The following is a 6,550-nucleotide window of genomic DNA, read 5'->3' on the forward strand; positions in this document are numbered from 1 at the left end:
GACCTCGGCGGCAATCGGGTGCGTATCGCCTACGGGATCATCCCGACCAATCTGCACGCCGCCTGGGACGGCTATCTGGCCGATCGCGGCATTTCGCAGCCGGTGGGTGAGGCGGCGGGAATCCTCGCGGAGCTGAGCGACGCGGACCGTGCCGCGATGCGGCAAGGCGACATCCTCGCCTGGTCGCGCGAAGGATGGGAGGTTTCGCGCGAATTCGCCTACGGTAGCCTGATGGCCGATCCCTGCGCCGCCCCGGTCGAAGGCGCGCCCCGGCGGGTGATCACCGAGGAGATCACCCGCCGGCTGGTCCCGGTCGTCCGCCGGCAGGTCGCACGGGGCGGCCTTCGGCTGGCCCGCCTGCTCGACGAGGCGTTCCAGCCCGATTCGCTTTGGCTCCGGCCGCGCGAGCGGCGCCCGACTTAATCCTCCCTGTCGCGAAGCGATGGGGAGGGGGACCGGCCGCAGGCCGGTGGAGGGGCCAGCAGCGCCGATCGCCCTCCACCATGCTGCGCATGGTCCCCCTCCCCACGCCTACGGCGCAGGGAGGAAAGATGTTACTCCGGCACCACCGTCACCGCGCGACGGTTCTGCGCCCAGGCCGCCTCGTTCGAGCCTTCGACCGCCGGCCGCTCCTTGCCGTAGCTGATCGTCTGCATCCGCGAGGGGTCGATGCCGCGCGACTGCAGATAGTCGCGCGCCGCATTGGCGCGGCGGTCGCCGAGCGCGAGATTATATTCGCGGGTGCCGCGCTCGTCGGCATGACCTTCGATCGTCACGCGGACATTGGCGTGCGTCTGCAGCCACTGCGCCTGGGCGTCGAGGATGCGCCGGGACTCGCCGTCCAGCGCATAGGAATCGAGCGCGAAGAAGACGCGGTCCGAGGGCACGGACTGGATGAAGTCGGCCCGACTGCCCGGCACGACGGCGCCGCTGACATTGCCCTCCTGATTGCCTTCCGGCGTCGACGCGCTCGGCGGCTCGGGCGGCAGGTCCGCCGCGGTGCGCGAGCGGCAGGCCGACATGGCGAGCAAGGCGGCGGCGCAGGCGGTGAGTGTCGTGAGGTTACGCTTCATACTGTCCTCCTCAATCCAGAATAAGTTCGTGAATCATTTCATTCGCGCAGCGGCGACCAGGCCGGGTCGGAACCGCCCAACGGGGTGGGAACGCGCCGGGTCGCGCCTGAAGCGACATCGACATACCAGAGCTGGCCGGCGGAAAGGCCGCGGGTGAACATGATCGCCCGGCCGTTGGGCGCCCAGCTCGGCCCCTCCGCCGCGCCGCCGCTGGTCAAGATGCGGCCGGCGCCGCCAGCCGGGGGCATTACGCCAATCTGGAAGCCGCCGGTGCGGGTGAAGGCGATGAGGTCGCCGCGCGGGCTCCACACCGGGGTGGCGTAACCGCCGCCGCCGAAGCTGATACGCTGCTGGCCCGAGCCGTCGGCGCTCATCACATAGAGCTGCTGCGAACCCGATCGGTCGCTCTCGAACACGATCCGGCTGCCGTCCGGAGAATAGGAGCCGCCGGTATCGATGCCGGGCGTGTTGGTGAGCCGCTGCGGCGTGCCGCCGCCGACCGGAATCCGGTAGATGTCGGTGTTGCCGTTCACCGCCATCGAAAAGATGATGTAGCGGCTGTCCGGCGAATAACGCGGAGCGAAGGTCATGTGCGGCTGCTGGACCAGCGGCCGGGTGCGCCCCGAATCCAGTTCGTAGACCATCACCCGCGGCCGCTCATTCTCATAGGTCATGAAGGTGATCGTCTGCTGGTTGGGCGCGAAGCGCGGCGTCAGCACCGTCCACTGGCCGTTGGTGAGGAAGCGGTGGTTGGCGCCGTCATAATCCATGATCGCGAGCCGCTTGACCCGCCGCCGCGCCGGGCCGGTCTCCGAGACATAGACGATGCGGGTGTCGAAATAGCCGCCCTCGCCGGTGAGGCGGGAGAAGATCGAATCGGCGCAGCGATGCGCGGCGCGACGCCAGTCGCGCGGCTGGACGACATAGCCCTGGCGGGCGAGCTCGGAGCGGGCCGAGATGTCGTAAAGGTAGCAGCCGACGGTGATGCGGCCGTCCGGGTTGGCCTGAACGAAGCCCTGAACGAGATTCTGCGCGCCGGTGGTGGCGAAATAGCCGTAATCGGGCGTGGTCACCTGCGGGAAGCTGGGCGCGTTGAGGCCGGACGGGCCGATGGGCGTGAACAGCTCGGAATTGCGGAGGTCCGCGGCGACGATGTCCGCCACCTGCCGGCCGAGCGCCGAGGTGTTGCCGGCGGCGGTGTCGGCGGCGGCGGGCGTCGGCATGGACGGGACCGCGATCGGCAGCGCGGCGCGCTGGCCGCCGGTCACGTCGACGACGAGCTGGTCGTCCTGCCCCGCGGGCGAAGGCGGCGCGACCGGTGGTGCCGGCTCCTGGGCGGCGGCCGGAACGGCGAGGCTGAGCAAGAGAGCGATCAGGGGGATACGCACGAGATGGCTCCTCATCCGGGCAGACGATAATTCATGGTGAAATTGCTCCAGCCGCGCGGCACGGCGTAGAGATCGGCGGGCAGGCCCCGCAGCGGCGCGCAGGAGACGAAGGCGTTGACCGCGAGATCGGCGACGCGCTGCGCATAGCGGCCGTTCTCGTCGTCCAGGCCGCGCTGGCCGGCGACGACCGGGCGACCCTGCAGCGAGCCGTCGCGGTTGAGCCTGAGGCGAAGCGAGGTGACGATCCGCTCCGCGCCGGGGCCCGGATAGACCTGACGATCGGCGCAGGGCTGAACCTGACGGATAATCGCCTGGGCTATACTGGCCGCCGCCTGCGCCGTCATCGCCGCCGCCGGCGCGGCCGGCGCCGACGCGCGGGACGGGTCGCGGCCGAGATTGTCGAGGTTGAGATCGGCGAGGCGCGAGGCGCGGGCGCGCTGGCCGGGGGTCTGGCGCGGCTCCTCGGGGCGACGCCGATCGCGCGCGTCGCTCTCGCTCGGCGGCTGGGCGGCAACCGGTGCCGGCGACGGCGTGGCCGGCGCTTCCTCGGTCGGGCCAAGCTCATCGGCGGCGCGGGGCGGCGGCGGCGGGGTCGCCGGAGTCGGCGAGGCGGAATCGAGCGCGACATCCTCGACGAACGACACCTCGATCGCATCCTGCGCGGCAGGCGGCGTCGCGGCGGCGAACAGGCCGAGGCTGAGCGCGGCCAGCAAGGCGAGATGGCCGAGCAGGGCGACACCGAGCCCGGCCGCTTCCGCGCGCTCCATCGCGACCGCCATCAGCGCCTCTCGTCCGCGCCGGTCGAGACCATCGCGACCCGGCGCAGGCCGGCGCGGTTGATCTCGCCCATCACGATCATCACCCGGCCGTAATCGAGGCTGCGATCGGCGCGCAGGAAGATGCGCGGCCCGCCGGGCTCCGACGCGCCGCGCGCGATATCGGCGAGCCGAACCGAAAGCCCGCCCTCCGGCACCGGCACATCATCGACGAAGACCTGACCCCGCGCGTCCATAGAGATCGCGACCGGCCGCTGGTCCTGATCGAGCGCCGCCGCCTTGCTCTGAGGCAAATCGACCTGGACGCCGGTGACGAGCAAGGGCGCCGTCACCATGAAGATGATCAGCAGCACCAGCATCACGTCGACCATCGGCGTGACGTTGATCTCGGACATCGGCGTCCGCCGCCCGCGCCGGCCGGGGCCGAGGATGGGGCCCATCGCCATCAAATCCTCCCTGTCCGCGCAGCGGATGGGGAGGGGGGCCAGCCGAAGGCTGGTGGAGGGGCATGCCAAGCCGACCGCCCCTCCACCGGCTTGCAGCCGGTCCCCCTCCCCACGCCCGCGGCGCAGGGAGGATAAAGAGCCGCGCTCTCCCTCATCCCTCCGCCTCCAGCTCGCGAGACAGGGTGCCGTGGAAGCCGTCGGCGAAGCGCTGCAGCCGCGCCTCGAGCCGATTCACCGCGAAGCTGAAGCGGTTGTAGGCGATCACCGCCGGGATCGCCGCGAACAGGCCGAGCGCGGTCGCGAACAGCGCCTCCGCGATGCCGGGCGCGACGACCGCGAGGCTGGTGCTCTGCTGGCCGGCGATGTCGGCGAAGCTGCGCATGATCCCCCAGACGGTGCCGAACAGGCCGACGAAGGGGGCAACCGAGCCGATCGTCGCGAGGATATTGAGGCGCCCGGCGATCTTGTCGGTCTCCGCCGTCACCGCCGAATGGAGCGCGACCATCAGCCGCGAGCGCGTTCCCTCGCGATCGACCTTGCGCCCGGAGGTGGAGCGCCGCCATTCGGCAAGCCCGGCGGCGAGCACCTTGGCGGCGGGATGTTCCTCGCGGCCGCGCATTTCGTTAAAGGCGTCAATATCGTTGGATCGCCAGAATTCGCGCTCGAACTGCTCGCTCTCGCGGGCGGCGCGGCGCAGCCTGACCCACTGGCCGATGATGATCGTCCAGGTCCAGATGCTGGCGAGGACGAGCCCGACCATCACCGCCTTGACGACGATGTCCGCCTGCAGGAACAAAGCGACCGGCGACATCGCGTCGCCCGAAACCCCCAAAAGCGTCACGCGGCTCCTTTCCCTCTCAGTTGCTCGAACCGTTCGACCCAGGCGCGCGGCTGCCGTTTCGGGCGGCCGTTCGACAGGAAGGCGGCGGTGATCCGGGCCTCGGCCAGACTCTCCTGTCGACGCATGACTCGCTGCTGAATGACGCAGGAGGCGGCGCGGACCTGCTCGACAGTGCTCAGGATGATGAGAGCATCATCGAGCTTGGCGGACCGGAAGTAGCGGATATGCGCTTCGGCGACGACATAGACGCCCTCGCCGCCTTCCAGCGCGGCGCGCTGGTCGATCCCGGCGGCGCGCAGCATGTCGGAACGGGCCCGCTCCATGAACTTCAGGTAATTGGCGTAATAGACGATGCCGGCGGTGTCGGTGTCCTCGAAATAGACCCGCAGCGCGAAATGGTGGACGCCGTCCACCCACGCGCCCTCATAGGGCGTATCGTGCGCCGCCTCGCTCATCGGCGCGGCTCTAGAGGCGCGGGGCGGGGCGGCAAATCGCGAACGACGAGGCGAGCCGTTAGCGCGTTAACTAACGCCGCCCGCGCCGGCAGAACGCTTCCGCCTGGCGCTGGACGAGGCGGATGAGGTCGCCCTGGGCGATGTTCATATCGACCAGATGGGTGCCCCAGCCGGGCAGCGGAACGCCGCCGACGGCGACATCGCCCGGGATGCGATCGGTGCGCGCGTCGGCCGGATCGGCGTTCACGCTCACCGCCAGATAGCCGATCGCGCCCTCGTTCACGCAGCGCGCCGAAACCAGGCCTCGCGTGCGAAGGAAAGCGGCCGGCGGCGGGCCGGCGCTGGACCAGGCGATCGCGCTCGGGGTCGAAGTCACCGAGGGGCCGGCGAACCAGTAGGAGTCGAGCCGCGCGTCGCCGCCGGCGAGGGCGGCCGGATTGACGCAGCCGACGGTGTTGCCGGGCGCGGCGGCGCGGCCGAACAGGGCCCCTTCGGGCGGCGGCGAGCCGGCGCGGAAGGAGACATAGGTGACGACGCAGCCGGTCTGGCCGGCGCGGGTGCACAAGGGGGTGCGCTGGAAGCTGCCGCCGACATCGCGGCCCTGCGGCACCTCGACATTATAGCCGATCAAGAGCGCCGAGATCATCCGCCCTGCCTCCGGCCGCCCCTCGATCTCGCGCGCCAGCAACTGCGTCAGGTGGATCGTCCCCTGGCTGTGGCCGATCAGCACGAACGGCCGGCCATTGTTGCGATGCCGCAGATAGTCGCGCCAGGCGGCGGTCACGTCGCCATAAGCAAGGCCGAGGACCGATTCCACGTTCTGCCCGGCGAGGTACGCTCCGATGCTGCTGATCGTCCCCTGCCGGTAGACGGGCGCGAACGGCCGGCAGATACCGGCGAAGCGGCCGAACTGGACTGCGGCGGCGGCATTCTCGTCCACGCCCGGATTGAGATCGCTGTTCATGCCCGGATCGCGCGAGACGGTCGGATAGACGTAGAAGCAGTCGATCGGCGGATCGGCGGCCGGACGGCTTTCGCTTGCCGGGCCATAGCCCGCCGGGTCGAGATCGGCGGTGGGCAGCGGCCGGCCGCAGGCATCGGCGCGGCCGGGCAGGCAGAGCCAGGCCGAATCCTGACGGTAGTCGGGCGCGAGCGACGGCGCCGCAGGAGCAGGCGCGGGTGTCTGCGCGGCCAGCGGCGCGGCGGCGAATGCGAGCAAGGCGGCGAATGCGGCGCGGATCATCCTTTTCCCCCTGGCGTGTCGTCGAACAAAGTCGCCTGCCCCTTCGGCATCGGCAAGCCCAGATGCGTCCAGCCGGCGCCGTTGAGACAGCGGCCGCGGGCTGTGCGCGCGACGAGGCCGAGCTGGATCATGTAGGGCTCGATCACCTCCTCGATCGTGTCGCGCGGCTCGGCGAGGCCGGCGGCGAGCGTCTCCACGCCGACCGGGCCGCCGCGATAGATGTCGGCGATCATGTGGAGGTAGCGCCGGTCCATCGCGTCGAGGCCGAGCGTATCGACCTCCAGCCGGTTGAGCGCGGCATCGGCGACCTCAGCCGTCACCGTGCCCT

Annotated in this window: 9 protein-coding genes; 1 reads left to right on the forward strand and 8 read right to left on the reverse strand. The window is 70.6% G+C overall.

The annotated features are described in order from the left end of the window. Window positions 1-423, forward strand: a 423-nt coding sequence (locus ACT4N3_RS00945) for a S1/P1 nuclease (RefSeq protein ID WP_444853328.1), incomplete at its 5' end; no start/stop codon positions are given. 131 nt (window positions 424-554) lie between these two features. Here ACT4N3_RS00945 and pal read toward each other — a convergent pair. The 8 genes from pal to ACT4N3_RS00985 form a co-directional block, all read right to left on the reverse strand. Beyond that, window positions 555-1,073, reverse strand: a complete 519-nt coding sequence (pal, locus tag ACT4N3_RS00950; RefSeq protein ID WP_444853329.1) for a peptidoglycan-associated lipoprotein Pal — start codon at window positions 1,071-1,073, stop codon at window positions 555-557. 38 nt (window positions 1,074-1,111) lie between these two features. Next, window positions 1,112-2,461, reverse strand: coding sequence for a Tol-Pal system beta propeller repeat protein TolB (tolB, locus tag ACT4N3_RS00955; RefSeq protein ID WP_444853330.1), 1,350 nt, complete (start codon window positions 2,459-2,461; stop codon window positions 1,112-1,114). 11 nt (window positions 2,462-2,472) lie between these two features. Beyond that, the gene (locus ACT4N3_RS00960; protein ID WP_444853331.1) at window positions 2,473-3,240 is read right to left on the reverse strand and encodes a cell envelope biogenesis protein TolA; all 768 of its coding nucleotides are present in this window, start codon (window positions 3,238-3,240) and stop codon (window positions 2,473-2,475) included. Next, window positions 3,240-3,683, reverse strand: coding sequence for an ExbD/TolR family protein (locus ACT4N3_RS00965; protein ID WP_444853332.1), 444 nt, complete (start codon window positions 3,681-3,683; stop codon window positions 3,240-3,242). Before ACT4N3_RS00965 ends, ACT4N3_RS00960 begins: the two co-directional genes overlap by 1 nt. A 151-nt stretch (window positions 3,684-3,834) precedes the next feature. After that, window positions 3,835-4,494: a protein TolQ gene (tolQ, locus tag ACT4N3_RS00970; protein ID WP_444853336.1), complete on the reverse strand. Its 660-nt coding sequence runs from the start codon at window positions 4,492-4,494 to the stop codon at window positions 3,835-3,837. 26 nt (window positions 4,495-4,520) lie between these two features. Further along, a complete protein-coding gene (locus ACT4N3_RS00975; RefSeq protein WP_444853333.1) occupies window positions 4,521-4,979 on the reverse strand; it encodes a YbgC/FadM family acyl-CoA thioesterase in 459 nt (152 codons plus the stop codon). A 70-nt stretch (window positions 4,980-5,049) separates the two neighbouring features. Further along, the gene (locus ACT4N3_RS00980; RefSeq protein WP_444853334.1) at window positions 5,050-6,222 is read right to left on the reverse strand and encodes a DUF3089 domain-containing protein; all 1,173 of its coding nucleotides are present in this window, start codon (window positions 6,220-6,222) and stop codon (window positions 5,050-5,052) included. Then, a partial coding sequence (locus ACT4N3_RS00985) for a Holliday junction DNA helicase RuvB C-terminal domain-containing protein (protein ID WP_444853335.1) occupies window positions 6,219-6,550 on the reverse strand: 332 nt, incomplete at its 5' end. The genes ACT4N3_RS00985 and ACT4N3_RS00980, both read right to left, overlap by 4 nt.

Source organism: Sphingosinicella sp. (assembly GCF_052388015.1).
GTDB lineage: Bacteria > Pseudomonadota > Alphaproteobacteria > Sphingomonadales > Sphingomonadaceae > Allosphingosinicella.